General features: G+C 56.4%; 29 protein-coding genes and 1 tRNA gene. 25 read left to right on the top strand and 5 right to left on the bottom strand.

Annotated features, from left to right (window positions below; all coding sequences use genetic code 11):
* Positions 1-7 precede the first annotated feature (7 nt).
* The 12 genes from HMPREF9162_RS10985 to HMPREF9162_RS10935 all read left to right on the top strand — a co-directional run bounded on the left by HMPREF9162_RS10985 (position 8) and on the right by HMPREF9162_RS10935 (position 8,765).
* Complete coding sequence (locus tag HMPREF9162_RS10985) at positions 8-538, top strand: hypothetical protein (RefSeq protein WP_254655392.1); 531 nt, start codon at positions 8-10, stop codon at positions 536-538.
* Positions 539-571: 33 nt separating this feature from the next.
* On the top strand, positions 572-1,045 hold the full coding sequence (locus HMPREF9162_RS10980) for a hypothetical protein (protein WP_009439397.1): 474 nt from the start codon (positions 572-574) through the stop codon (positions 1,043-1,045).
* Between the two features lie 46 nt (positions 1,046-1,091).
* Positions 1,092-1,757, top strand: a complete 666-nt coding sequence (locus HMPREF9162_RS10975; protein ID WP_009439313.1) for a hypothetical protein — start codon at positions 1,092-1,094, stop codon at positions 1,755-1,757.
* The gene (locus HMPREF9162_RS12425) at positions 1,745-2,497 is read left to right on the top strand and encodes a hypothetical protein (protein ID WP_139057105.1); all 753 of its coding nucleotides are present in this window, start codon (positions 1,745-1,747) and stop codon (positions 2,495-2,497) included. Before HMPREF9162_RS10975 ends, HMPREF9162_RS12425 begins: the two co-directional genes overlap by 13 nt.
* Positions 2,448-2,696, top strand: a complete 249-nt coding sequence (locus tag HMPREF9162_RS12825; RefSeq protein ID WP_009439528.1) for a hypothetical protein — start codon at positions 2,448-2,450, stop codon at positions 2,694-2,696. The genes HMPREF9162_RS12425 and HMPREF9162_RS12825 overlap by 50 nt, the downstream gene beginning before the upstream one ends.
* 321 nt (positions 2,697-3,017) lie before the next feature.
* Positions 3,018-3,491, top strand: a complete 474-nt coding sequence (locus HMPREF9162_RS10965; protein ID WP_009439375.1) for a hypothetical protein — start codon at positions 3,018-3,020, stop codon at positions 3,489-3,491.
* 296 nt (positions 3,492-3,787) lie between these two features.
* Positions 3,788-4,387, top strand: a complete 600-nt coding sequence (locus HMPREF9162_RS10960; protein ID WP_009439521.1) for a BsuPI-related putative proteinase inhibitor — start codon at positions 3,788-3,790, stop codon at positions 4,385-4,387.
* Between the two features lie 199 nt (positions 4,388-4,586).
* On the top strand, positions 4,587-5,534 hold the full coding sequence (locus HMPREF9162_RS10955) for a ChbG/HpnK family deacetylase (protein ID WP_009439324.1): 948 nt from the start codon (positions 4,587-4,589) through the stop codon (positions 5,532-5,534).
* Positions 5,510-6,838 carry a hemolysin family protein gene (locus tag HMPREF9162_RS10950; protein WP_009439536.1) on the top strand — a complete coding sequence of 443 codons (1,329 nt, stop codon included), beginning with the start codon at positions 5,510-5,512 and terminating at the stop codon, positions 6,836-6,838. Before HMPREF9162_RS10955 ends, HMPREF9162_RS10950 begins: the two co-directional genes overlap by 25 nt.
* Positions 6,839-6,865: 27 nt before the next feature.
* A complete protein-coding gene (gene serC, locus HMPREF9162_RS10945; protein ID WP_009439500.1) occupies positions 6,866-7,954 on the top strand; it encodes a 3-phosphoserine/phosphohydroxythreonine transaminase in 1,089 nt (362 codons plus the stop codon).
* A gap of 173 nt (positions 7,955-8,127) precedes the next feature.
* Positions 8,128-8,448, top strand: coding sequence for a type II toxin-antitoxin system Phd/YefM family antitoxin (locus tag HMPREF9162_RS10940; RefSeq protein WP_009350611.1), 321 nt, complete (start codon positions 8,128-8,130; stop codon positions 8,446-8,448).
* Positions 8,445-8,765 (top strand): type II toxin-antitoxin system RelE/ParE family toxin, encoded by a 321-nt coding sequence (locus HMPREF9162_RS10935; RefSeq protein WP_009439468.1) that lies wholly within the window; start codon positions 8,445-8,447, stop codon positions 8,763-8,765. The genes HMPREF9162_RS10940 and HMPREF9162_RS10935 overlap by 4 nt, the downstream gene beginning before the upstream one ends.
* A gap of 70 nt (positions 8,766-8,835) precedes the next feature.
* On the opposite strand, the gene HMPREF9162_RS10930 is transcribed toward HMPREF9162_RS10935, so the two are convergent.
* Positions 8,836-9,021, bottom strand: a complete 186-nt coding sequence (locus HMPREF9162_RS10930) for a YjfB family protein (protein ID WP_009350612.1) — start codon at positions 9,019-9,021, stop codon at positions 8,836-8,838.
* Positions 9,022-9,034: 13 nt separating this feature from the next.
* On the bottom strand, positions 9,035-9,859 hold the full coding sequence (gene fliD / locus HMPREF9162_RS10925; protein WP_009439439.1) for a flagellar filament capping protein FliD: 825 nt from the start codon (positions 9,857-9,859) through the stop codon (positions 9,035-9,037).
* Positions 9,860-9,993: 134 nt separating this feature from the next.
* Here fliD and mtaB point away from each other — a divergent pair, with 134 nt between their 5' ends.
* The 8 genes from mtaB (at position 9,994) to HMPREF9162_RS12100 (ending at position 16,712) form a co-directional block, all read left to right on the top strand.
* Positions 9,994-11,310, top strand: a complete 1,317-nt coding sequence (mtaB, locus tag HMPREF9162_RS10920) for a tRNA (N(6)-L-threonylcarbamoyladenosine(37)-C(2))-methylthiotransferase MtaB (protein ID WP_037350641.1) — start codon at positions 9,994-9,996, stop codon at positions 11,308-11,310.
* Positions 11,311-11,385: 75 nt separating this feature from the next.
* Positions 11,386-12,192, top strand: coding sequence for a hypothetical protein (locus HMPREF9162_RS10915; protein WP_009439295.1), 807 nt, complete (start codon positions 11,386-11,388; stop codon positions 12,190-12,192).
* A 174-nt stretch (positions 12,193-12,366) separates the two neighbouring features.
* Positions 12,367-12,444: transfer RNA gene (locus HMPREF9162_RS10910), tRNA-Arg, on the top strand.
* A gap of 189 nt (positions 12,445-12,633) precedes the next feature.
* Positions 12,634-13,290: a TetR/AcrR family transcriptional regulator gene (locus HMPREF9162_RS10905; RefSeq protein ID WP_009439406.1), complete on the top strand. Its 657-nt coding sequence runs from the start codon at positions 12,634-12,636 to the stop codon at positions 13,288-13,290.
* A 39-nt stretch (positions 13,291-13,329) separates the two neighbouring features.
* On the top strand, positions 13,330-14,520 hold the full coding sequence (nirJ1, locus tag HMPREF9162_RS10900; protein ID WP_009439488.1) for a putative heme d1 biosynthesis radical SAM protein NirJ1: 1,191 nt from the start codon (positions 13,330-13,332) through the stop codon (positions 14,518-14,520).
* Positions 14,521-14,597: 77 nt separating this feature from the next.
* Entirely contained in the window at positions 14,598-15,743 is a 1,146-nt protein-coding gene (nirJ2, locus tag HMPREF9162_RS10895) for a putative heme d1 biosynthesis radical SAM protein NirJ2 (RefSeq protein ID WP_232208082.1), read from the top strand.
* 418 nt (positions 15,744-16,161) lie between these two features.
* Positions 16,162-16,440 (top strand): type II toxin-antitoxin system RelB/DinJ family antitoxin, encoded by a 279-nt coding sequence (locus HMPREF9162_RS10890; protein WP_009439382.1) that lies wholly within the window; start codon positions 16,162-16,164, stop codon positions 16,438-16,440.
* On the top strand, positions 16,437-16,712 hold the full coding sequence (locus HMPREF9162_RS12100) for a type II toxin-antitoxin system YafQ family toxin (RefSeq protein WP_009350622.1): 276 nt from the start codon (positions 16,437-16,439) through the stop codon (positions 16,710-16,712). The genes HMPREF9162_RS10890 and HMPREF9162_RS12100 overlap by 4 nt, the downstream gene beginning before the upstream one ends.
* A gap of 65 nt (positions 16,713-16,777) precedes the next feature.
* Here the strand turns inward: HMPREF9162_RS12100 and HMPREF9162_RS10885 are convergent, their stop codons facing one another.
* From HMPREF9162_RS10885 to HMPREF9162_RS10875, 3 genes are all read right to left on the bottom strand, one after another.
* Complete coding sequence (locus HMPREF9162_RS10885) at positions 16,778-18,634, bottom strand: heavy metal translocating P-type ATPase (protein ID WP_009439494.1); 1,857 nt, start codon at positions 18,632-18,634, stop codon at positions 16,778-16,780.
* A 26-nt stretch (positions 18,635-18,660) separates the two neighbouring features.
* Positions 18,661-18,879 carry a heavy-metal-associated domain-containing protein gene (locus tag HMPREF9162_RS10880; protein ID WP_009439357.1) on the bottom strand — a complete coding sequence of 73 codons (219 nt, stop codon included), beginning with the start codon at positions 18,877-18,879 and terminating at the stop codon, positions 18,661-18,663.
* A gap of 238 nt (positions 18,880-19,117) precedes the next feature.
* Positions 19,118-20,812 (bottom strand): methyl-accepting chemotaxis protein, encoded by a 1,695-nt coding sequence (locus tag HMPREF9162_RS10875; RefSeq protein ID WP_009439296.1) that lies wholly within the window; start codon positions 20,810-20,812, stop codon positions 19,118-19,120.
* 525 nt (positions 20,813-21,337) lie between these two features.
* On the opposite strand from HMPREF9162_RS10875, the gene HMPREF9162_RS10870 reads away from it, so the two are divergent.
* The 5 genes from HMPREF9162_RS10870 (at position 21,338) to HMPREF9162_RS10850 (ending at position 24,980) form a co-directional block, all read left to right on the top strand.
* Complete coding sequence (locus HMPREF9162_RS10870; protein WP_009439551.1) at positions 21,338-22,384, top strand: hypothetical protein; 1,047 nt, start codon at positions 21,338-21,340, stop codon at positions 22,382-22,384.
* Between the two features lie 31 nt (positions 22,385-22,415).
* On the top strand, positions 22,416-22,985 hold the full coding sequence (locus tag HMPREF9162_RS10865) for a gamma carbonic anhydrase family protein (RefSeq protein ID WP_009350628.1): 570 nt from the start codon (positions 22,416-22,418) through the stop codon (positions 22,983-22,985).
* The gene (locus tag HMPREF9162_RS10860) at positions 22,985-23,401 is read left to right on the top strand and encodes a hypothetical protein (protein ID WP_009439351.1); all 417 of its coding nucleotides are present in this window, start codon (positions 22,985-22,987) and stop codon (positions 23,399-23,401) included. The genes HMPREF9162_RS10865 and HMPREF9162_RS10860 overlap by 1 nt, the downstream gene beginning before the upstream one ends.
* Positions 23,402-23,540: 139 nt before the next feature.
* Positions 23,541-24,512 (top strand): TAXI family TRAP transporter solute-binding subunit, encoded by a 972-nt coding sequence (locus tag HMPREF9162_RS10855; RefSeq protein ID WP_009439411.1) that lies wholly within the window; start codon positions 23,541-23,543, stop codon positions 24,510-24,512.
* Positions 24,513-24,980 carry a DUF1850 domain-containing protein gene (locus HMPREF9162_RS10850; RefSeq protein ID WP_009439298.1) on the top strand — a complete coding sequence of 156 codons (468 nt, stop codon included), beginning with the start codon at positions 24,513-24,515 and terminating at the stop codon, positions 24,978-24,980. It begins immediately after the preceding gene.
* Positions 24,981-25,133: the final 153 nt, after the last annotated feature.

Here is a 25,133-nt window from a genome sequence, read left to right as displayed (position 1 = left end):
ATTCTTATTGGATCTTCGCTATACCATTTTAGACCTTGATCATATAGATCCTACAATCTTCACAGAAGTAACGGATATCGAAGGGATTAGAAAAATTGCTCAGTATGTTGACAAAGAATACCTGGAAGGTGCGATTTTACTAAGTTACTATGATGATCCAATATTGTCGTTTAGTGATTGGGATCCTATGGTATCTCTTTGGATATATTTTGCTATGGCCGTAGAAGAAATTTTAAATACCGGAGAAGCTCACTTCTGTATGCCAGACCACCCAGGGGATCTATCTTTTAAAGAACACCTGAACGGTTTTATAAAGCTTCATACCGATTGGAACGATAAACGATATTGGCTGCCGGAAAAAGAGTTCTTAGGCGTTCTGTTACAGGGCGCAATTATTTTTTTCAAAACAACTGATGAGGGGTTGTGTCTCAACAGAAAATATATTAAATATATAAATTACTGCGAAGAATTACTTGAAAAAGTGCAAGAGCGCTTTCAGTGGGGCTATCATAGCTATCTTAGTCTCCCTAACGAATAAAATTCAAGAACGAGATTTCGGGAGGAATAGATCGTGGAACGAATTTCGGATAACGAAATGAGAGAAATTTTGAGCAGCATCAACTTTGTGGAGCGCTACCAGGCACTCTGCATACCATATGCTATTGGTGCAAAGAACAGCTTTGAGAACTATGACAACAAACGCGTACTAGAGATTCTTTTGGAGGTGGGATATCAAAATGTAAAGTTTTGGAAGAGTGAAAATTTCTTTCGCTCAACAAACAAGCACGGGATTTATGAGTTTTGGTATCACATAGATACAAAATACGGTATGATTGATCTGATGTGGTATGCTAGGAGAGACAAGAAGTATTATGCCGGTGGTCGGCTTACCAATTTAGAGAACTTTCTGTTCAACCCGGAAAAAAGGCACACGAGACCCGTCTTTCGTAATTATGAAGAACTCAAAGATTTTCTTATCATCGGGCATCAGCTGCAAGAGGACATAACGGCGGCGTTCTTGAAGGCACAAGGAATATCCGATTGATACCGCTTCAGTCCTAAAAACTATTTTCCTGTCCCGGTACGGCAGCGTGCCGGGCAGTATTGACGTGCGTAAAAACCAGAATCAAGACCTCTCAGACCTTAGCAGAAACACAAGCAATGCACTGAACGAGCTCGGGAGAATCTTTGACAAGAAGAAAATAGAAGAGCAGCAGGAGCTAGCCGCCGTCTTTGGTGAAGAGGCATACCGACTCGCCCATAACCTCAAGGACGACGGGAGCGGCAGAAAGATCCTTGTCCACGCAGCCATCGGCGGCATCATGAGCAGTGTCACGGGCGCGGGCTTCACTTCAGGTGCCGTAGGTGCGGGGCTGAACGAAGCCGTGATTAAGGAAATCGACAAGATTGCCAAGCATGACCCGGGCGCAGCACAAATCGTCAGCGCCATCGTTGGTGCGGCAGCAGCTAAGGCAGTCGGCGGAACGGCGGGCGCGGGTGCGAGTGCGGCCGCGAGTGGGACGAAGTGGAACCTTCTGAGGGAGGAAGATTACAACGAAAAAGAACGCCGCTTAGCAGAAGCCACTACCGAAGATGAACGGCGAGCGATAGAGGCAGAGTATCTAGAAAAAGACAAAGAACAGGAAGAAAAAGAGAAAGAAGAAGCAAAAACTCAAACCGCAAGGGAATTAAATAACAAGTACTATCAGGATCATGTAGCCTTTAACGGTTTCCTTTTTACCGCATGGACGAAATAGAAGTTTTAGCAAAATCTCCTTTTTCTCAAGACGTGGCTGATTTTACATCCGGAGCCCTCGAAAGATTTGATACGAACATGTCGTTCGGCATCATGAGAGAAATATTCCGAGGAATAAGGGGACGTTACCCATATGTGTCCGCCTCGAAATCGTATCTTGCAGGCAGATTATTTGGCGATACAGCCTCCATATACGCAGGGACGCATGAAATTATTCTTGGTCTTATGAGCATTGGAGGCGGTGGTGGACTAGCAATAACGGGAAGCGGTGCTGTCGCAACACCGGGACTTGTTGCTGAGGGAGCCACTCTAGTTGTGCATGGTGGCACGAGTGCCTATCGAGGCGTGGAGAATGCACAAAAAGACCTTTATGCATTCTTTTCTAGTAGAAAGGGAGTCGAGACACCAACGCCGGAGCGGGGGATAGGAGGGAAAGGCTGGCGAGGAGATAAACTATGGAAAGAGAATGTTAAATCAGTCGAACAAGGAGGAGACATAGAAAGAATCAACGGTACTATTGTGACTCAAGATGAAGCCGAAACCTTAATCAAAGAAGCCGGAGGAACGCCATTAAGAGCGGAACCAGCGCATAAAGAAGGCTTTAATAGTCGGCATAGATATCCGCATATTAATTACACCACGGCAACTGGGAAAAAAGGGACGATAAGAATACAGGAGGTAGTCAGACCATATGGAACTGGAAAATTTCAAGAAAGAAATACAAATATTGGAGGATCGTAAAGCAGAAGCATATCGGAAGCTCTATATAAATAAATATATTGATACGTATGCTGAAGATTATAAAGAATACATTGAAGATCTATACCCTTTCTCTGATGGTTTACGTTATATGGGATATTTATGGGATTTTTTGAAGTCGCCAACATTTATTCATGAAGAACAGATTGAAGAGTATAGAAAAATATTAAAAAAATATTAATCTTTTGGGACAATCATTCTAAGGATTTGATTTATATCAAAGACTATTGGAAATTTGGGAAGAAAACTATGGTGCGTGTAGATTACAATTTGTTTTTGGATCATGCGCATTTTTTCCCGGAAGATGTATATCTTACAGACGAAACATTGCAGTGGACGATCGTATTTACGCATGAAGATGACATAAATAATCGTCGCCTTATCATGCAGGTTGGCTTGTAAAATTCATCCTGTGATCATCGATTGGCACAGATATCAATATAGAGAACAGCGCTTCCTACAGCAAAGGGAAAATCCACTCCGATTTCGGGAGGAATAGATCGTGGAACGAATTTCGGATAACGAAATGAGAGAAATTTTGAGCAGCATCAACTTTGTGGAGCGCTACCAGGCACTCTGCATACCATATGCTATTGGTGCAAAGAACAGCTTTGAGAACTATGACAACCAACGCGTACTAGAGATTCTTTCGGAGGTGGGATATCAAAATGTAAAGCTTTGGAAGAGTGAAAATTTCTTTCGCTCGACCAATAAGCGCGGCATTTATGAGTTTTGGTATCACATAGATACAAAATACGGTATGATTGATCTGATGTGGTATGCTAGGAGAGACAAGAAGTATTATGCTGGTGATCGACTTATCAATTTAGAGCGTTTTCTGTTCAAACCGGAAAAAACATACTCGATGCCTGTCTTTCGTAATTACAAAGAACTCAAAGATTTTCTTACGGTTGGATATCAGCTGCAAGAGGATATAACGGCGGCGTTCTTGAAGGCGCAAGGAATATCCGATTGATACCGCTTCAGTCCTAAAAACTATTTTCCTGTCCCGGCACGGCAGCGTGCCGGGCAGTATTGACGTGCGTGAACACCGGGATCAAGACCTTTCAGCCCTTAGCAGAGACACAAGCAATGCACTGAACGAGCTCGGGAGAATCTTTGACAAAAAGAAAATAGGGTTGTCAAGTAAAGTGTGTAAATTCCTTATATAAAAGCGCACGGCAGATCCTCTGCATATCAAAAAGGTAAATTTCTCTGCGTCGTCGAATTTAATAAGCATATCCAATTTTTGTACGCAGAAAGGATTGTCCTATGAAAATAACGAAAAAAAGATTCGGCATTGCGCTGATTGCGTCGTTAATCACCATACCTTCGACGTTTGCTGTGCATCCGGCTGAGGCGGGGATTGGGGGCGGTATCGGCATTACGTTCCCGGCGGGACATCACGGAGGGGCGCGGCTGCAGCGCACCTCTTATGCGGGCGTACGCGTGCATGATGTTGCCGAGGAGCTGACCGTTGAGGAAAAAGGCGGGCGGCTGCTGCTGAAACTCAAGGTGCACAACGAGGGGGAGAGCCTCTATATGGTCGAGCATCCGACGGGGCAGGATTATGATTTTGCGCTGCTTGATGCAAAGGGGAAGGAGATTTGGCGCTGGTCAAATACGATGGCGTTTACGCAGGCATTCCAGACGTTTGCCATTGAGCCGGGGGCGTCGCAGGAGTTTACGGTGGAAATCGACCGCAAGACGTATCGGGAGCTTCGAGACAAGGCAGTGCTCGCTGTCGCAGGTCTGACGGATACGGGCATCTATGTGTCGGCAGAGGTACCGGACACGGTGAGCGGCGGCACGCGCGGCGCGTCGATCACGGGAGGCATCATCTTCGGCAGCGGAGCTTGGTCACGATGGTAAAGGTTCGGAGCGACAGGCTGCCTGCGAATACATGACGATGCTCCGTCGACCGGATATATATCGCGTGTGCATAAAAATGCCCCCGGATGCGCTCCTGTGCATGGAAACGGCGCGATGGGTGGACGGGAGCGGCGCTCTGCGGTATAATAAACGGTAATTTTGCTGAAACACGGAGAAGGAAACGGCGGTGCAGAGAGTTTTGAAGCGGATCATTGTCAATGCGGACGATTTTGGGCGGCATGTGCTCATCAACCGCGCGGTGGAGCGCGGCGTACAGGACGGCGTGCTGCGCTCGGCGACGCTGATGCCGGGCGGCGCGGCGTTTGACGATGCGGTTTTGCTTGCACAGCGGACGCCGGCACTTGGTGTCGGCATCCATCTGACGCTCGTCAACGGTACTCCCGTCCTGCCGCCCCGAGAGATTCCCTCGCTCGTGACGGAGGCGGGCGTCTTCTATGACGATCACAATGTCTTTGCCGTTCATCTCCTGCGCGGGCAGGTCAATCTTGATGAGGTGCGCGCCGAGCTCGCGGCGCAGCTGCGTCGTGTGGAGACGGCGGGCATCCGACCGACGCACGCGGACAGTCATCAGCACATGCACGTCCTGCCGGGCGTCATCGACATCGTGCTCGACCTCTGCACCGCCGCCGCGATACCTGCGATGCGTGCGCCGCGTGCACCGCTCTTTGCGGGGGCGTTCGGCGGCGTCGGGCAGATCGTCGGGCGTGCGGGGCTGTCGGTGCTTGCCCGTCGTGCAGCGGTCATGGCGCGTCGGCGCGGAATACGGACGCCCGATCGCTTCGCCGGCATCGTCGCGGGCGAGGCTGTGGATACGCGCGTTCTCACAGAGATTGTACGCGCATCTGTGGACGGCGTGACCGAGGTCATGATGCATCCCGGCACGGACAATGCCGTTCTCATCCCCGCGTGCCTCTGGGATCACAACTTCGAGGCGGAGCTGCGCGCCGTCTGCGCACCGGAGGTGCACGACGCATTCCGTGCGGCGGGGGCGGAGCCGGTGAATTTTCGTGTGTTTATGGGCGGGGAGAGCGCATGGAGCACGGCGTGCAGCCGCTGTGACAACAAGGATATTTCTTCTCGATCAAAGGAGATGGCTTCCTCTTGGATAGTTCTGCTTCGGATCTGATCTGTTTCGTATTGCTCGTTGTGTGTCTGTCGGCGAACGCGTATTTTTCGCAGATCGAGACGGCGCTGACGGGCTCGCACCGCGGGCGTCTCGAAAAGCTTTCGCTCGACGGCAATCCCGATGCGGCGGCGGCGCTCGCGCTGCTCGAGCATCCGGAAAAGCCCATCGCGATGGCGCAGGCGGGCGTGACCTGCATGAGTCTCCTCATCGGGCTTGGTATGGGACTGCTCGTTGCGCCCGCGTTCGGGCGATTCCTCGCACATCTCCTGCCGGGGATGGAGGTCTTTGCCGCAGCGCTCGTGCTGAGCATCGTCGTCATGACCGCGCTGACGCTGCTCTTTGGCGATTTTTTGCCCAAGGAGATCGCGCTGCGCCGCCCGGAGGACATTCTCCTGCGCAGTCACCGCAGCATCCGCCTTTTGACGCGGCTCACGTCGCTGCCGAGCGCGGCGCTCGTGTCGGTTTCGCGCGGGCTCCTGCTGCTCTTTGGCATCAGTCCGCAGGATCGCGCCGCTGCGACGGAGGATGCGGTGAAGGATCTCATGGAGCAGGGGACGGAGGACGGCACGTTCGAGAAGGCGGAGCAGGACATGGTGGATCGTATTTTCCACATGAGCGATCAGACTGCGTCCGCACTCATGACGCCGCGCACACGTATCGCGTGGATCGATTTGGCGGAGCCGCGGCGTGAGCAGCTGCGCATTATCCGCAGGACGCCGCACGACGTGTTTCCGGTTGCGTATGAGAACCTGGACGATTTTCGCGGCGTGATCTATGCAAAGGAGCTTCTTGACGCGATGCTCGACGGCAAGAGTATCGACCCTGCCGACTACATCAAAAAGCCGCTCTTTGTGCCGCGCACGATGGAGGGACTGCGCGTCCTCGAGAAGTTCCGCAGCGGCGACATCCACGAGGCGGTCGTGCTCGACGAGTACGGCGGCGTGGTCGGCTTCATCACGATGGACGACATCATGGAGGAGATCATCGGCAGCGAGGACGGCGATGCGCCCACGGGCGCTCGCATGAGTGCGGAGGAGCGGGCGAGCTGGGTCTTTGACGGGCTGTATCCGATCGACGAGTTCAAGGAGGAGTTCGGCATCGAAGAGCTTCCCGACGAGGATCACGACCATTTTCAGACGCTCGGCGGATTCGTCACCGCGCAGATCGGGCGCATTCCTGCCGTCGGTGAGACATGTGATTGGAACGGATTTACATTCGAGGTGCGGCGGATGGATCGTGCGCGCGTCGCCGAGATCCGCATGACGCGCGTGGAGTGCGCGGGCGATGCGGACGATCCGGAGTGAAGCACGGATAAGCGAGGAGGAAATATTTTGAACGAACGCATTTATAATTTTAACCCCGGTCCCGCCGTTCTGCCCGAAGAGGTACTGCGCGAGGTGCAGGAGGAACTGCCGGATTTTCGCGGGACGGGCATGTCCATCCTTGAGATCAGTCACCGTGCGCCTGCGTACGAAGAGGTACACGCGCGGGCAAAGGCGGACATTCTCGAGTTGATGGGGCTTGGCGCGGATTATGACATTGTATTTACCGCGGGCGGAGCGAGCCAGACCTTTGCGCTCATCCCGCTGAATTTTGCCTCGGTGGCGCATCCCGGCAGCTACGCACTCTCCGGATCGTTTGCGGAGAAGGCGTATGAGGAGGCGGTGCGGCTCGATGTCGGCACGGTCGCCGCCTCGACGAAGGAGGAGGATTATGCGCGCGTGCCCGCGCAGGAGGAGCTGAATATCGCGCCGAATGCTGCCTATCTCCACATCTGTCTCAACAACACGATCTACGGCACGGAGTATCACTATACGCCCGAGACGAACGGCATCCCGCTCTTTGCCGACATGTCCTCGGACATCCTCTCTCGCCCGTGGGATTTTGCGCGCTATGACTTCATCTATGCGGGCGTGCAGAAAAATCTCGGGCCTGCGGGCGTCGTGCTGAACGTCGCGAAAAAGTCGCTGCTTGAGAGCAGTCCCGCCGAGCTGCCGACGATGCTGCGCTACAGCACGTTCCAAAAGAACGACTCGCTCTACAACACGCCGCCCGTTTTCGCCATCTACATGGTCGGCAAGGTCGCCGCGTGGATCAAGGCGCAGGGCGGACTTGCCGAGATGGGGCGGCGCAATGCGGAAAAAGCCGCGCTCCTCTATGGCGTTATCGACGGCTCGGACGGGTTCTATCGCGGGCACGCGGAAAAGGGCAGCCGCTCGCGCATGAACGTCACGTTCCGGCTCGGCAGTCCCACGCTCGAGGAGCAATTCGTCGCCGAAGCCAAGGAGCGTGGGCTCTCCGGCATCAAGGGACACCGCAGCGTCGGCGGAATGCGCGCCTCCATCTACAACGCCATGCCGCTTGCAGGCGTCGAAAAACTTGCCGCATTTATGGAGGAGTTCCGAAAGAAGAATCGGTAAAGAGACATTAAAATAGCTGCCCCCGCAATCGCCGGTGAATGCGCATCGGGCAGCTTTTTTGTTTTCGGTTTGGGAAAATGCGGGGCGCGTCTGTTTAGCGAGCAGAATATCGATGAATTTGTTGATATATTCGCTGCTTTTTGATATAATATCCCTAGGAAAGAAGGGATCGCATGGCAAAAGCAGCACCGCTCAATAAGACCGTGCCCATCACCGCGTTCAACCGCGGGAAGGCGGGACAAATCTTTTCCGAAGTCAAGCGGTCGGGTATGGCGGTCGTGATCAAGAACAATGCGCCGGAATGCGTGCTGCTTTCTCCGCAGCAATATGAAGAGATGCGCGAGGAACTGCACGAGATGCAGCTCGCCCGGCTCGCAGCGGAGCGACTGCGCGACTTCGATGCAAAGAAGTGTATCCCGTTCGAAGAGGTCTGCAAAAATATGGGGATGTCGCCTGCGGCATGTGAGGACGGCGACGAGGTTGTGTTCGAATGAAATGGGCGGTGGATTTTCTGCCGGAAGCCGCCGACGATCTCACGCGTCTTGACGGCAGTCAACGGCAGATCGCCGTCAAGGCAATTGAAAAGGTACGACAAAATCCGCTGCCGAACACGGAGGGCGGCTACGGGAAGCCACTCGGGAATGTCGCCGGCACCGCGCTTGCGGGACTGCTTAAAATCAAGCTCAGAGGGCAAGGTCTTCGCATTGTTTATCGCCTGCTGCGCACGGAGAAGCGGATGGTGATCATCGTGATCGGCATACGGGCGGACGATCTTGTTTATCAGACGGCACAGGGCCGCATCTCGAAATGATCCATAAAAAATCCCCAACCGTACGCGGCGGTTGGGATTTTTGCTTGCATTGTTTCGTCAAATATGATCCTTAGGCAGACACGTCGACGACATTGCCGAGGTTCGGATCGACGCTTGCCGTGGTCTCCTCAAGGAGTTCGAGCGCGTCGTCGCTCGCGTTCATCGCCATCTTGGCGACGGCAATGCCGAGACTCTGCATGTCCTGCTGTTGATGCATATTGACCGACATCTGTGCAATATCCATTGTGAGATCCATTCCCTATTTCTCCTTATACATAGATGCTGAACAGGTTCAGCATGTTCGAGTAGCGCGACATCGTACTGAGCGAGCCGCCTGTGAGCAGTCCTTCCGCATAGCTGAGCTGCTTGCCGATGGATTCCTGCATGGTCGGCAGCACGCGGCTGCGCGAACTCTGTGCGAGCTGTGCATGACGATCTGCGCGTCCGGCGAGACCGTCCTTTCCGAGGATCGCCTCTGACTGTGCCGGCGAACTCGTAAGTGCGCGCGCGAGCTGATTTTCATTCACCGTCATTTGCCCCGTCTTTGCGTTGACGGTAATGCCCATCTTGGCATAGGAATCCGCCTTGTACGTCGTATCCGAGAAATCGGCAGCGAGGCGCTGTACGCCGGGACCTGCCGATTTATTCTCCGCGAGAAACGCGTTCGTCTCGTTGTACTGCGCGACGAGGTCTTTGACATTCCCAATCGCTGTTTTCAGGCGGTCGCTGTAGGTCTTGGAGCCGTCTGCGTTCGCCCTGATATCGGAGCTGTCAAGTTCGTAGCTCATTGTCTTGACCGTGCCCGCAGATTTGCGCAGATCCTTCATGTTCGAATCGTATTCCTTGTAGAACTTCGAACTGCTCTCGGCATAGGATTTGCGGAGCTGTGCCGCTTGATTTGCGATCGAAAAAATCGAGTTCAGTTCCTGTGCGCTCGAATCCTGCGCGCGGTACTGCGCGGAAAACAGACTCGACGATCCGCGCTTCGTATTCCCTCCGAAGAGCGCGGCGGTCGCGTCCATGCGTGAGCTATTGCTGTAAAGCGACGAATAGATGGAGCGTGCCGCTCCGGTCATCTGTGAAATGCTCGCCATAAATATCCCCCCTCCGTGGTCTATGGCATGGGAACAATTTCTTGTACTTATTATATCGCATTTTTAGGAAATGTCATCACTTTGGAAGAAAAAATTTATTGTTCATAGCGGCTTTGTGGTACAATAGTAATATAATGAACGGGAGGAGGTGCGTCTTGAGCGCAGTTGCATTCATGACGCTCGGCTGCAAGGTCAATCAATTTGAAACGGAAACCATGGAGGGGCTGTTCCGCGCGCGCGGCTACGATGTCGTGCCGTTCGAGGAATCCGCAGATGTCTATGTCGTCAATACCTGCTCGGTGACGCATCTGAGCGACCGCAAGTCGCGCCAGATCATCCGCCGCGCGGCACGGACGAATCCGCGCGCCTGTATCGCGGTCTGCGGCTGCTATGCGCAGGTCGCGCCAGAGGAGATTCGCGCACTCGAGGGCGTGCGCGTCGTCATCGGGACGAAGGAACGCGCACAGATCGTCGACTATGTGGAGGAGGCAATGCGCGCGGAGAGCGGCATCTCGGGGCAGATCACGGACATCATGCAGGCGCGGACGTTCGAGGATATCCCGCTCGCGCACATGCCGCAGCGCACGCGTGCATTTCTCAAGATCGAGGACGGCTGTCAAAATTTCTGCACGTTCTGCATCATCCCCTATGCGCGCGGTCCTGTCAAATCGCGTGAGCTCGCCGCCGTGCGGCGTGAAACGGAGCGGATCGCAGCGGCAGGATTCCATGAGATCGTCCTCACGGGCATTCACCTCGGCGCGTACGGCATCGACCTCCCCGGGCGCCCGACGCTTGCCGATGCCTGCCGTACCGCACTCTCTTTGCCGGAGCTGAGGCGCCTGAGGCTCGGTTCACTCGAGTCGGTCGAGCTGTCGAACGATCTGCTCGAGCTCATCCGCACCGAGCCGCGCTTTGCAGCGCACCTGCATCTGCCGCTCCAGGCGGGGAGCGACGGCGTTCTTACCGCGATGAACCGCCACTATGATACGGCGGCGTTCGCACGTCTCATCGAGGATGTACGCCGCGCCGTGCCGGGCGTTGCGGTCTCGACGGACATCATCGTGGGATTCCCGGGCGAGACGGAGGCACAGTTCGAGGAGAGTCTTGATTTCGTGCGTCGGATGGGCTTTGCGCGGATGCATGTGTTCCCGTACTCCGCGCGGAAGGGAACGCCCGCCGCACGGCGTCCCGATCAGGTGCCCGCGCCCATACGCAAGGAACGTGCGGCGCGGATGCAGGCGCTCGCTGAGGAACTCGCTGTAGGCTATCACCGGGCAGCGCTCGGCACGGTCACGGATGTCCTATTTGAAACGACGGCGCACGGCGTTACGGACGGGCTCACGGACACCTATATCCGCGTCTACACCGATGCTCCCGTCACGCGCGGCGACCTTGTTTCCGTGCGGCTGACGCGCCTTTTTCGTGACGGTGTGTGGGGAGAACCGGAGTAACGGGGCACGCTGTTGGGCAATACGGCGTGATTCCTCCTCCGGAAAGTCTGTCGGCAGCATAAGGAGGTGATGGAGATGCGTATCAATGAGGCAGGAGAGATGAGAGACCTGAACATACGCATCGGCGAAGAGTTAAAAAAACACCCGGAGAAGCGCATTTTCTGGTTTATATACGAAGGGCGAAAAATCTGGGTCAAACAGACAGAGTCCGTGCGCAACGAGCGTTGGCTGCGGTTCGCGCGCTGCGCATGCCTCGTGCTGGGACTTGGAATTTTGCAGCCGGGGGTAAATCCAAACGGGAAAAAGGCGCTGCATTTTGAGACGGGACGTCTGGATCGGCTGGCGCGGCGCGGTGTCGGGGTGCCGGAAGTATATGCCTCCGGGGACGGCTGGCTGGCGCTTGCCGACTGCGGCGCACGGGTATCGGAACTCGTGGGGAGAGCGGATGTGCCGTTCTCACAGAAGGAAGAGATGCTGTCTTCCGGCGCGGAAGATTTGGCGCGTCTGCATGCTTTGGGACTGCATCATGGGCGGCCTGCGCTCAAGGATATGATGTGGGACGGTACGCGCGTGATGCTGATCGATTTTGAGGACGGCATCCTTATAGGGCTTCCGCGTGAAAAACGTATCCTGCGCGACGTGCTGCTCTTTGTGCAGAGCATCTTCAAGGAAGCCGGTGCGGATGCCGACCGCCTTGCGGAAACGGTGTTCCGCGTTTATGCCGGCAGGCAGCCGCACTATGCGGCACGTGCATGTACGTATTTCGGCAGGCTTGATGCGCTCTATCTGTTTTTGAAAATATTCCTGCGCCATACGGGAAGCGACTTGGAGAGCGTTTATCGGACGCTGGCATTTTTTCGCAGCGGAGGAGACGGGCGATAGAACCTCCCCTGTCTCGTCACCAATCCGTCCGCATGGGAACGAAGCCGCGGTGTAGGATGTGTGGAACGCTTGATTCCGGTACCTGCAAGAGGATACGGCGGTGTCTGTATGAAAAATTTTCCCTTGACACGTTCTTCTAAAGATGCTAATATAATCACCGTCGCAAGACAACGTGACTCAGTAGCTCAGCTGGATTAGAGTATTTGACTACGAATCAAAGGGTCGGGGGTTCGAATCCCTCCTGGGTCACCATTTTGATGAACGTATGGACGTCGACTTTGGTCGGCGTTTTTTTGTTGCCTTGGATTTGGCTGTTTCAATCGACTAATTGAGAATGAAAATATGAATGGGATTCATTTTTTGCTTTTCAAACGAAGTTTTTTCCTATATAATACGCATGTAAGGATTTGAAGAAAGGGTGGACTTTTGTTGGAGACGATGATGGGACGGCGCGAGCGCAAGAAGATGCAGTCGCGCAGGATGATTCTCGAGGCGGCGGTCAGCGAGTTCTCGAAGAACGGCTACAAGGATACGTCGGTTGCGGACATCATGAGGACAGCGGATCTCGGGATCGGGACGTTTTACAATTATTTTACGTCGAAGGAAGATCTCCTGTTCTCGCTTCTTAGCCGGCTCGGCGATGCCATCCGTATGGCGCTCACCGAGGCGCGGGCGGCGGATCGCACTGCGCTCGAGCTCCTTGAGGTCGGTGCGCGTGTGACGGCAAAGTTCCTCGATGAAAATCGCTTTGTGATGCCGTTGTTCCTCGCGGCATCCAGACATGCGGGACCCCAGGATACGGAGACGGGGGGGCATGGAGGTGCGGAGACCGTGGACGCGCCGCATCCGCACCACGGGGGGCATCCCGGCGGCGGACGTATGACACCGCAGATCAAGCAAATTTTTACGGAGATCATCGCACAGGGGCAGACGGCGGGCGAGATTCGCCGCGACGTGCCCGTGGATCTCATCGCGGAGATGTTCCACTCGCTCTATCAGGCGGCGGCGTTTAGCCGGCTCGATCTCTCGTTTCAAGAAAATATCGCGCTCAAGACAAAGCTCTTGCTCGACGGCATCCGGGCGAGCAATGAGGCATAACCTAGTTCTGTGTATTGTATTTTAGGATAGGGGCTCCACATGATCAGCGTAACGAAACTACTTTTTATGGACGAGCACTACGGCGACGCGCTGCGTTACGGGCATAACGCGCACCGCATGAGAAACGGCGCGGCGGAGGGCATGGGACCCGTCGTCGTCTGGAACTCGACGCGCACCTGCAATCTGCGCTGCCGCCACTGCTATATGGAATCGGACGGGCAGAAATACGCGGGAGAGCTCACGACGGAGGAGGCAAAACGCTTCATCGACGGGCTTGCCGATTTTCGCGTGCCCGTATTGCTCTTTTCGGGCGGCGAGCCGCTGATCCGTCCGGATTTTTTCGAGCTGGCGGCGTATGCGCGCGACCGCGGGGTGCGTCCGACGCTCTCGACGAACGGGACGCTCATCACACGCGAGGTCGCGCAGCGCATCAAGGATCTCGGCGTCGGCTACGTCGGTATCTCGCTCGACGGGCTCGCGGATGTGAACGATATGTTCCGCGGCGTCGAGGGCGCGTACCGGCGCGCGATGGAGGGCATCGAGAACTGCGTCTCGGTCGGGCAGCGCGTGGGGCTGCGCTTTACCATCAACCACCACAACATCATGGAGCTCGATAAAATCTTTGACTTCATCGAGGAAAAGGGCATCAACCGCGTCTGCTTCTATCATCTCGTTTACTCCGGGCGCGGCGGTCAGATGATGGATGAGGACGTGACGGCGGAGCAGTCGCGCCGCGCGATGGACACGATCATCGCGCGGACAAAGGATTTTGAAGAGCGCGGACTCAAAAAGGAGATTCTGACCGTCGACAACCACTGCGATGGGGTCTATATGTATATCAAGGCGCTCGCGGAGGGCAACGACGCCGGCGCCGAGCAGATCCGCAGGCTCATCGGGGCGAACGGCGGCAACCGCTCGGGCATCGCGTTCGGTGAGGTCGATCCGCTCGGCTATGTGCATCCTGATCAGTTCACGCAGCATCATACCTTCGGAAACGTGCGAGAGCGCCCGTTCGGCGAGATCTGGCAGGACATGACGCACCCGATTCTCGCAGGGCTAAAGGATCGTAAGCCGCTGCTGAAGGGGCGCTGCTCGAAATGCCAATATCTCAGTTGGTGCAACGGGAATTTCCGCACGCGCGCCGAGGCGCGGACGGGGGATTTTTGGGAGTCCGATCCGTCCTGCTATCTGACGGATGAGGAGATCGGGCTTCGGGAGGCGGCACTGTGAGCGCGCCGGAGGCGTGTGCGGCATCCGCAGTGTGCAAAGAGGTGTTCTGCCCACACGGGGGGAGCGCACATCCGGGCATGCCTGCGGTGCATCATCCTCATGGGTCGGGTCATCCGCACGCTCCGGGGCATCCGTGCGGGCATCCCGGGGGACACCCGCACGGAGCGGGACATCCCGGCGGTCGACCGGGCGGACATCCGCAGGGTGTTGCGGGCGGCGGCGTGAAGATTATCTCGTGGAACACGACGAACGCGTGCAATATGTACTGCGCACATTGCTACCGCGACGCGGGCTGCCGTGCGGAGGAGGAACTTTCCACCGAGGAGGCAAAGAAGCTTCTGCGCGAGATCGCAAAGGCGGGCTTTCGCATCATGATCTTTTCGGGCGGCGAGCCGCTGACGCGCCCCGACATCATCGAGCTGGTCGCTTACGCGCGCGGACTGGGGCTGATCCCTGTCTTTGGCACGAACGGCACGCTGATCGACCGCACGATGGCACAGGCACTCAAGGACGCGGGCGCGTGCGGCATGGGTATCTCGCTCGACTCGCTCGACCCGCAGAAGCACGACACGTTCCGCTCGTATCCGGGCGGCTGGACGGGTGCGGTGCGCGGCATGGAGAACTGCCGCGCGGTCGGACTGCCGTTTCAGATCCACACAACGGTCATGGACTGGAACCAGCACGAACTCGAGGCGATGACGGATTTTGCCGTCGAGATCGGTGCGAAGGCGCATCATTTCTTCTTCCTCGTGCCGACAGGACGCGCCGAGACCATTGAGGAGGAGTCGCTGCGCGCCGAGGCGTACGAGGACGTCCTCACGCGCATCATGAAAAAACAGGAAACTGTGGACATCGAGTTGAAACCGACCTGCGCGCCGCAGTTCCTGCGCATCGCGGATCAGATCGGCACGCCGACGCGCTTCACGCGCGGGTGTCTGGCGGGACTGACGTACTGCATCATCAGTCCGCGCGGCAAGGTGCAGCCCTGTGCCTATCTCAACCGTGAACTCGGCGACGTGCGCGAGACCCCGTTCGATGAGATCTGGGCAAAGAACGAAGTGTTCCAAAAGCTCCGCACACTCGACTACGGCGGCGGATGCGGCTCCTGCAGCTATAAGAAGTCATGCGGCGGCTGCCGCGCCCGCGCCGCGTATTATCACGGCGGGGATTATATGGCGGAGGAGCCGTGGTGTCTGTACCATGGTCGCCGCGGAGAGGCGTGACGTCCGATCTTGGCGTCTAGCGTCGTTATTTGTCGAATACTGCGCTCGACGTAGCTTTTAACTACGCCTTCGCTTGTATTCTCCTCATGCCTAGCTATACATCCAAGCTTGCACGTCACTTAGCGTTGCTTATAGAGGGGGAGGCGTGACGCGGGATTTTGGCGCATAGCTGTGTCACTGCGAAAAATCCTGCAGTTGACGTAGGTCTTAACTACGCCTGCCCTTGGATTTTTCTTGTTCCTTGTTCTGCCTTCAAACTTCCGCGTCACTTACTATCCGTATAAAGATGATGATGCTGGAGTTTCGTGCTGCTTCCGCATCGTTTGTCCTCCGGACGAAGGGGATAATATGCGGCTTTTAGCTGTATGTTGACAGTATCTTCAAGCTGTTTTACACTGATGATAAGGAAGGAGTGATCATGGTGTCGCAGACGAGTGTGAGCATTCGCATGGATAGAGATCTGAAAACGGCGTTTAATGATTTTTGCAGCGATATGGGTATCAGCATGACGACAGCGTTTAATCTTTTTGCGTGGAAGACGGTGAGCGAGTATCGCATCCCCTTCGATGTGGGAGATTCTCTGCCGAATGCGGAAACCCTAGAGGCGATTGAGGAAGTTCGACGTATGAAGGAGAATCCCTCTCTCGGAAAAACGTATACGGATGTCGATGAGATGATGCGGGAGCTGTTGGCGTGAAATATACCGTACGGCCAACGACAAAATTTCAAAAGGATCTGAAACGTATACAAAAGCGAGGTTACAATATAGATCTCCTGACTGAGATTATTAAAAAGCTTGCGAACGGTGAGGGGCTTCCACCAAAGAACAGAGACCATGCGCTTACCGGTAACTATGCGTCATGTAGGGAATGTCATATTACACCCGACTGGCTTTTAGTCTATGAGATTCTTGAGAAAGAACTGATTTTGTATCTAACAAGAACAGGATCACATACTGATTTATTTTAATGTGATAGAAAAAACCCGGCAGTATCGACGATTCGGTGTCGATGCTGCCGGGTTCGTTTTTGGATTTATTCTTTCACATGCAGTGCGCGCATGGCGTTGAGGATGGCGAGGACGGTGACGCCGACGTCGGCGAAGATTGCCGCCCAGAGACCCGCCATGCCGAGTGCGCCGAGGACGAGGACGATGCCCTTGATGCCGATGGCAAAGATGATGTTCTGCCAAGCGATGCGCATGGTCTTGCGTGCGATGTCGATCGCGGTTGCGATCTTCTTCGGCTCGTCGGTCATGAGTACGACGTCCGCCGCCTCAATCGCGGCATCCGAGCCGAGCGCGCCCATCGCGATGCCGACGTCCGCGCGCGCGAGCACGGGGGCGTCGTTGATGCCGTCGCCAACGTAGGCGAGCGTTGCGCCCTCCTTACGACCCGCAAGGCGTTCTTCGACCTGTGCGACCTTGTCCTGCGGGAGGAGTTCGGCGTGGATGGTGTCGATGCCGAGCGATTTGCCGACCGATGTGCCGATCCACTTCGAGTCGCCCGTCAGCATGACGGTCTCGCCGATGCCGCGCTCCTTGAGGGCGCTGACCGCGACCTTTGCATCATCCTTCACCTCGTCGGCGATGTGGACGACGCCTGCATAGCGTCCGTTGATGGCAAGGCAAACCGCACCGACGTGCGGGATGGCGGGCATATCCTTGGTGTTCTTTGCCTTGAGGAAGTCCACCGTCCCGAGGAGGATGATGCGTCCGTTGATGTGTGCGGAGATGCCGCGCCCCGCCTTTTCCTCGAGGGCGTGCACGTCCGTCCCCTCCGTCGAGTGCCCGCCCGAGGTGAAGGCGCGCACGATGGAGACGCCGATGGGATGTGTGGAGTAGCGTTCCGCGTTCGCTGCGTAAAAGAGTACCTCGTCCTTTGAGAACCCGTTCGCGGGCAGAACGTCCGTGACGCTGAAGCTGCCCTTTGTGAGCGTGCCGGTCTTATCAAAGACGACAGTGTCTGCCTTGGCGAGCGCTTCGAGGTAGTTGCCGCCCTTGATGAGGATGCCGGCGCGGCTCGCGCCGCCGATGCCCGCAAAGAAGGAGAGCGGGACGGAGATGACGAGTGCGCACGGGCACGAGATGACGAGGAAGGTCAGCGCGCGGTAGATCCAGCCCGCGAACGGATCGCCTGTCACGAGCGGCGGGACGATGGCGAGCAGCAGCGCGCCGATGACGACGGCGGGCGTGTACCAACGGGCAAAGCGTGTGATGAACGCCTCGGTCGTGGCCTTTTTGTCCGTTGCCTCCTCGACGAGCGACAGGATGCGCTCGACGGTGGATTCTTCGTACGGCGTTGTGACCTCGATCTCGAGGACGCCCGTCTGATTGATGCAGCCGCTGATGATCTCGTCGCCCTCATGCGCCTCACGCGGCATGGATTCGCCTGTGAGCGCGGAGGTGTCAAGCAGTCCCTCGCCCTTGCGGATGATGCCGTCGAGCGGGACGCGTTCGCCCGGGCGCACGAGGATCGTATCGCCGACCTCGACCTCATCCGGGAATACCTCCTCCTCCTCGCCGCCGCGCAGCACACGCGCAGTGTCGGGACGAATGTCCATGAGCGAGGAGATGGAGCGGCGGGAGCGCTGCACGGCGTAGGCTTGGAACCACTCGCCGATCTGATAGAGCAGCATGACCGCGACGCCCTCGGAGTAGTCGCCGAGGAGAATTGCGCCGATGGTCGCGATCGACATGAGGAAGTTCTCGTCAAAGACGCGCCCGTGCCGGATGTTGACGGCGGCACGCCAGAGAATGTCCCAGCCAATGAGTGCATAGGCGGCAAGGAGCAGCGCCATGCCGATCCCGGAGTGTTCGAGGATCATGCCGGGGATGAAGAGTGCCGCCGCACCGCCGATGCGATAGAGCATCTGCTTCTGTTTTTTCGACATCTTGCTTCTCCTTCTAAACTAAAAGATCAGCCTTCGAACGTGGCGCCCGGCTCGATCGTCTTGATGATCTTCCTGATTTCACCAAGGATCTCGTCAAAACGCGCGTCGTCGGCATCGAGTGTCATACGCTCGCTGAGAAAGTTCACGCGAACCTTGTTCACGCCCTCGAGCTTTGCCACGGCTTCCTCGATCTCCTGTGCGCAGTGTCCGCAGTCGAGCTCGCTCAGTTTGAATGCCTTTTTCATGGTAATTTCCCCTTCCTTCATATGCTACATATGAATAGATGTTCATTTGTATTGATTATAAGACCTGCTGCGTGAAATGTCAAGCGTCAAATCATAGAAAAATAAAAATCCCTATTTTATTTTTCGCATAAGGCAATGGCCGGGACTGCCCATGTAGGTAGGGAGATAAAGGGGCATAAATATCAAAAAGGTACATCGTGCACGGGGAGATGCCCGGCATACGATGTACCTTTTCTTGTTAGAGTTTGAATTTTGATGTGATGTCGTTGAGTTTTGAGGCGGTGTGCGAAAGGGATTCGGCGCTGTCGCTCACGTCGTGCAGGCTTGCGCTCTGCTCTTCGGAGGCGGCGGCGACGTTTTCGGCGTTCGCCCCTGTCTTTTCGGCGACGGTGCCGATGCTTTGGACATTGCCGACGACAGCCTGCATATCGCCCGCCGTTTCGTCGACGGCTTTGCTGATCTGCGTGATGCTGGCGCGGACATCCTCGAGACGCTTTTGAATCGAGTTGAAACTCTTCTCCGTTTCGACAGTGACCTCTTTGCTCGCGTCCACTTTTTCCTCGGCGTTCGAGATGGCGCCGGCGGCAACCTGAATGCTCTCAATCATGCGCCCGATGGTCTGCTCGATTTCGTTTGTCGCGGCGGAACTCTGCTCGGCGAGCTTGCGCACTTCCTCGGCGACCACGGCAAAGCCGCGTCCTGCTTCGCCCGCGCGTGCCGCTTCGATGGCGGCGTTGAGTGCGAGGAGGTTGGTCTGCCCGGCGATCTCGCGGATGGTTGTGACGACATTCTTGATGGCATCCGATCCTGTGACGAGCTGTTCGGACACACGGGAGATTTCCGTCATGGAGTCGGCGACCGTCTCGTTCTGCTGGACGAGCTCGTGAATGTACTTCATGCCGCCCTTGGCATCGGCGACGGCGTCGTCCGCAGTCTGCGTGACATAGGCGCCGCTCGCGCTCATCTCCTGTGTTCGTGCGCTGACCTGCTCGATGGCGGTCGAGATCTCGCCGATGCTGTCGTTGTTGTGCGTCGCGTCGGCTGCCACCTCGGTGATCGTGTGCGCGATGCTCTCGGAGACCTGCATCTGCGACTGGACAGAGCCGGAGAGCGCTTCGCTCTCCTTCGAGAGACCGTCCGCCTCGCTTTGAATGGAGCGGACGATGTCATGCAGGGCGTTCTTCATATCGATCAGCTCATTCGCCATATCGCCGATCTCATCGTTCCATGTGGCGCGCGTGCCGGGGAAGGAGAGGTCGAGCTTGCCGAGTTTCCCGACATCGTTGCGCAGGTTCATGAGACGCCGCGCCAGTTTGCGCGCGTACCATGTCGCGCATGCGATGATGGCGATGATGCCGACGAGGCTTGCGGCAAGAGCAATGATAAAGATATGGTGCGCGTTATCGTTCAGATCCTCCATCTGACCGGTGCGTACCTGCTTTTGGACGTCGGCGGTCTTTTCAAAGAGACTGTTTACATCCTCTGTCTGCTTATAGAGCTCGCTCCGCGCAGCTTCGTAGGCGTTGGCATCACCGCTCTGATACGCCGCAATGACACGCTTGGTATGTTCGTTGTATTCATGTATGCCCGTACGCAGCTGCTGGCCGAGCTGCTTGCTGTCCGGATTGACGGCGTTCTCAGAGAAACGAGTGATTTGATCCTCCGCTTTCTTTAATGCGTCCTCTGTACGGCTTGCAGCGGCACTGTCTTTTGTCACTACGTAAGAGCGGAGCTCGCTGAGCCCTTGATGGAAGTCGTCTTCCGCACGCAGCAAGGTGATGGAGTTGTCTACCGTTACGGAGAGCAAGTGCTGATAAGCACCGCTCGTCGTATCAAATTCGTATAGAACGACGCCGAGAAGCAAAACCATCAGCGCAATAACGCTGCCCAAAAGACCGCTGAGTTGTGCACCGATTGGAAGCCGTTTTCCCATAAAAAATCCCCCTTAATACCTTTCCCAGAGGTACGATCCACTTTCCGTAATCCCTAAAATACAATCCATGATACTAGGTTATTCTGTACCTTTTAAGATGTTTTGTCAATATATTTTTCATTGAAATTTCACCTGCAATGAAAAAAATGAAATTTTGTTCACAATATCACTTGCATTAGAATGATAAATGTGTTACATTAACACCCGTAAATTTCCTGTCTGTCATATGGTTCGTGGATGAATCATATGCCTTCGGAACGATTTGTCCGCCTTGGTGAATGCGCGCATTCGGGACTTGGCGGGGGGATTAGTGTCTGCACACTGCAATTTTTTATTAAGAAAGAATAGAGTGCATGGACGACCAAAGGGAGACGCAGGGAGTACGAGCCGGGCGACCGGCTTTTCTTTTTGCCCAAAATGGGGTAAAATAGGGGATACAGCGCTGAGATGCTTTATCTATTAGGCGCTTGCGCCGATAATATCATAGAGAAATATTGCGTTTTTGCATTACACGGAGGTAAGCATATGCATATGTTTGAAACGATCGGCCGCATCGGCGACTACACACGGATGAAAAACCTGCGGCGTGATATGAACTACCGTCTGCGTACGGGACAGAGTTTGGCGCAGGCGCTCGGGATGCCGCAGGACATGAAGAAAACGCAGTCCGCCGCGCTCCTCCCACAGGTGCAGGAGAGCGATGAGCTGCGCTCTATGCGCATCCGGCAGAAGCTGCGGCAGGGGCAAAAGCTCTCGGGCGCGGATAAGCAGTACCTCAAGGATCATGATCCCGATCTCTATGAGAAGGTATCGCGTATTGAGGAACGCCGCGAGGAACTCGCCCGCGCCTTAAAGCGTGCCAAGACGAAGGAGGAGGCACTGCGTGCAGTCACGCTTGCGAACATCGCGGTGCTCGCGGAGATGCGCGCGACGGGCGGTGCAGAGGCACCGAGTCTCCGGAGTGCGGTGCAGGGCGGCGGAGGCGGTGCAGCTGCGGCGGGGACATCTGTTGCGTCTACCGCAGGAGCTGACGGCGTGCCGGATACGGGCGGAGAAGCCGCTGCTCTGGATATGCCGGCAGAGCCGAGCAGCGCGGAGATGAACGCCGCGATCGCGGGCGACGCGATCGGCAAGGATGCCGCGCCGGATGCCGCGGCGCAGCGTGCGGACACGGATGCGCCGGGCACGGAGGAATCCCCGCGCAAGGAAATGCCGCAGGCGACACAGGCGTTTGGCGGACACCGCGCGCTCACGCCTGCGGAAAAGGATGAGCTGCGCCGCTCCGCGCTGACGGGGACAAAGCTCACGCCGCTCGATACGGAGCACGTCTATCAACTGCGCGCCTATCAGCGCGAGTGGATGGAGTATTCGAACTCGAAGGCGTACAAGGAGCTGCCCGACACGCCGCTCGACGCGGCAAAGAAGGAGCTCGACAAAAAGCGCAAAAAATATCCGCACAGCGAAAATGCCCCTGCACTGCGTCCCGCACCCACGCCCGCTGAGATTCTCATGGCGGCGCAGCGGTACTACCACACGGCGCAGGTTAAGGAATTTTTCAGTATGCGCGGGTAGCGACAGATTGTTATTATGGAAGGGAACTGCTATGTATACATTCAAAGGTGATCAATTTCCAAGCTTTCACGGCATCACGCCGCAGATTGACGAAGAGGCGTTCGTCGCCCCGCAGGTTTTTCTCTCGGGCGATGTGCGCCTTGCAAAATACGCGAGTCTCTGGCCGGGGGTCGTGGCGCGCGGCGATGTGGACTATATCTCGGTCGGAGAGTGCTCCAATATTCAAGATCTGACCTGCCTGCATGTGGCGGACAACAAGCCCTGCATCATCGGCGACTATGTGACGGTCGGACACTGCGCGTGCATCCACGGCTGTGAGATCGAGGATCACGTCCTCATCGGCATGGGCGCGACGGTGCTGACGGGCGCAAAGATCGGGCGCGGCTCGATCATCGCTGCGGGCGCGGTCGTCAAGGAGAACGCGGTGATCCCGCCGAACTCGCTCGTGGCGGGCGTCCCGGGCAAGATCGTGCGCGAGAACATGGACCGCATCGCAACGATCCACGCGCAGGCGCTGAAATATAAATGCGAGTGGTCGGTCGAGTACGGCGTCTATCCCGAGATCGGCGGCGAACGCTACCACGGAGAGAAGATCATCTGATGGCGGACACGGAGCCCGCGCGCAAACTCCCGCATGGCGGTGAACAGCAGGTCAAGATGGAGATCGCCGGCATGATCCACGGCGGCGAGTCGCCGTACGACATCATCTATCATGTCGCACAGTGGCTCGAGCATACCTCCGGAGAGCCGGGCTATGCCGCCTACATCGAGGAGCAGATGCGCGCCGTCTACGGTCTTGCGCTCATGCACGTGCGTCCGATGGAGGACGAGCTGCGCGACGTGGAGGCGCGGCTCGTGCGCATCAGTGAAGCGTACCAAAAGCCGGAGTTCACCGAGGAGGAGAAGAAGCGCATCCGCTTTGCCATGGATCTGCATAAAAAGAACATTGTGCGGCTGAAGGAACTCATTGCCCGCGCAAAAGCGGACGGCGCGTCCACGGATTTTGTGAAAAATTAAACGTACTTCATGTATATTTGTATACTAAGCGTTCCTTGTCTTGCGGGCATGGGACGCTTTGTGTTAGAATATCCACATTATTCCGCGCGGGGAGCGGGGCTTTCGATGATGTTGGTATTGCGTATAGGAGGAAGAGACCATGAACATTTCTACCGTAAAGAAAATCCTTGCGGCGGGTGCGATTGCCGCACTCTCCACAGCGCTGCTCGTCGGCTGCGGCGGCGGGGACTCTGCCGGCGGAGAAAAGAAGTTCCTCAACATCGGCACGGGCGGAACGGCGGGGACGTACTACCCCATCGGGGGCGCGATCGCCGAGATCCTGAACAAGGAGATCCCGGGCATGAATGCGAGTGCGCAGAGCACGGGCGCATCTGTCGCGAACATCAATATGCTGCGAGATAAGTCCATCGATCTCGCGACAGTGCAGAACGACATCACCTTTTACGCCGTGAACGGCACGGAGATGTTCGAGGGGAAAAAGGTGGAGGGGCTGCAGGGGATTGCATCCCTTTACCCTGAGACCTGCCAGTTCGTGACGCTCCAATCGTCCAGCATCAAGAGTCTCGGCGAGCTGAAGGGCAAGCGCGTTGCGGTCGGCGCGGCGGGCTCGGGCGTCGAGGCGAATGCGCGTCAGATCCTCGCTGCGTACGGCATCACCTATGACGATATCGACGAGCAGTTCCTCTCGTTCGCCGAGGGTGCGAGCGCCCTCAAGGACGGCAACGTGGATGTTGCCGTCCTGACGGCCGGCTACCCAACGGCGTCGGTGCAGGATATTGCATCGCAAAACCCGGTGCGCCTGCTCCCCGTGGAGGAGAACGTCGCGGACGGGCTCATCGCCAAGTATCCGTTCTATACCAAGACCGTCATCCCTGCAGGGACATACGCGGGCTTTGACGAGGCGGTGCCGAGCGTCTCCGTGATGGCGATGCTCGTGGCGGGACCTTCGGTCGATGCGGCGATGGGGTACGACATCACGAAAGCGATCTTCACCCATCTCGACCGCCTGCAGGGCGCGCACGCCGTCGGCAAGCAGATTACGAAAGAAACTGCAAAAGCGGGCATGTCGCTCCCAATGAACGCGGGCGCGGAGAAGTATTTCGGCGAGTAAATGAGAGCCTATCTGATCGCGCTCCTTGCTGCGGCGGGGCTGGTTGCGTTTGACATCCTTTCGGCGCCCGCGCTCATCATGGAGGCGGACGGGCATCGGGATGTGCTCGCGGCGCAGGTGAAGGATGAGGTACCGCTCACAATCCGCTTCATCCACTCGGTGCAGAAAACGCCCGTCGAGGAGTTCCTGACCGTGCACGCGGACGGCCGGTTTCACCTGACGGGGACGTGCTATCAATCGCATGGCGTCGGGCTGCCCTTCCTCCCCGAGGAGGGGCAGTTTCGCCGCGAAGGCGACTATTTTGTCCTCGATATGGAGCGCGATTATCCGTCGCTGAGCCTTCGGACGGGCGTCGGTACGGAGCTGCGCATCGAGGCGGCGGGGCGCGAGATTCCGCTCTATGAAATGTATGCGCCGGGGACGAAGATTGATCTGTTTGTTGCGCCTCTGTATCGGGGGATATTTTAATCTCGGAGCAGATGCAGCATGATTTAGGCGTGACGCGGGATTTTGGCGCCTAGCTGTGTCACAATGACACGTTACGCCGCCGTATATCGTTACAGGGCACGGCACGCCGTGCCCTTGATCGATCAACGCGCGCCTTACATCGTGGGTAAATGC

It is taken from the genome of Selenomonas sp. oral taxon 137 str. F0430 (assembly GCF_000183625.1).
In the GTDB taxonomy this organism is placed as follows: Bacteria; Bacillota; Negativicutes; order Selenomonadales; family Selenomonadaceae; genus Centipeda; species Centipeda artemidis.
This window is presented reverse-complemented; position numbering and strand designations above follow the sequence as displayed.